Below are 458 nucleotides of genomic sequence, written 5' to 3' on the forward strand. Positions count from 1 at the left end.
CCGATGACGGGTGCCACCGCCGCAATGGCCGAGTTGCCGCAGATCGAGTTTCTGCAGGCGACGAGGATGGCCATCCGCTGTGGCAGACCGAGCAGGCGGCCGATGGCGTAGCTCAGCCCGATCGCGACGAAGACGACGGCTGCGATGCCCACGAGGAGGGCCGCGCCGGCCGCGGCGATCGTCGCAGCGCTGAGCGAGGCGCCGAGCAACACCACCGCGATCTCCAGCAGTGTCTTGGTCGAGAACGAAATCCCGGGCCGCCAACGACTGTCGGGCGTCCACAGCGACCGGATCACTGTTCCGATCAGGATCGCCATGACGAGTGCTTCGAGCCAGGCTCGGCCGAAAAAGCCTGCCTCGACATGTTCGATCCCCAGCGCAAAGGTCGAGACGCCCACGCAGAGCAGAACTCCGGGCCAGATGCGCAGGGCACCGCCCGTCGAAGAGGAATTCAAAGG

Annotated in this window: 1 protein-coding gene; it reads right to left on the bottom strand. The window is 66.4% G+C overall.

The features are described 5' to 3' along the window. A partial coding sequence (locus I6F37_RS39400) for a putative sulfate exporter family transporter (RefSeq protein ID WP_225154288.1) occupies positions 1–455 on the bottom strand: 455 nt, incomplete at its 3' end. Between the last annotated feature and the right edge of the window lie 3 nt (positions 456–458).

Origin of the sequence: Bradyrhizobium sp. NBAIM08 (genome assembly GCF_020193935.1) — a bacterium.
Classification (GTDB): Bacteria; Pseudomonadota; Alphaproteobacteria; order Rhizobiales; family Xanthobacteraceae; genus Bradyrhizobium; species Bradyrhizobium yuanmingense.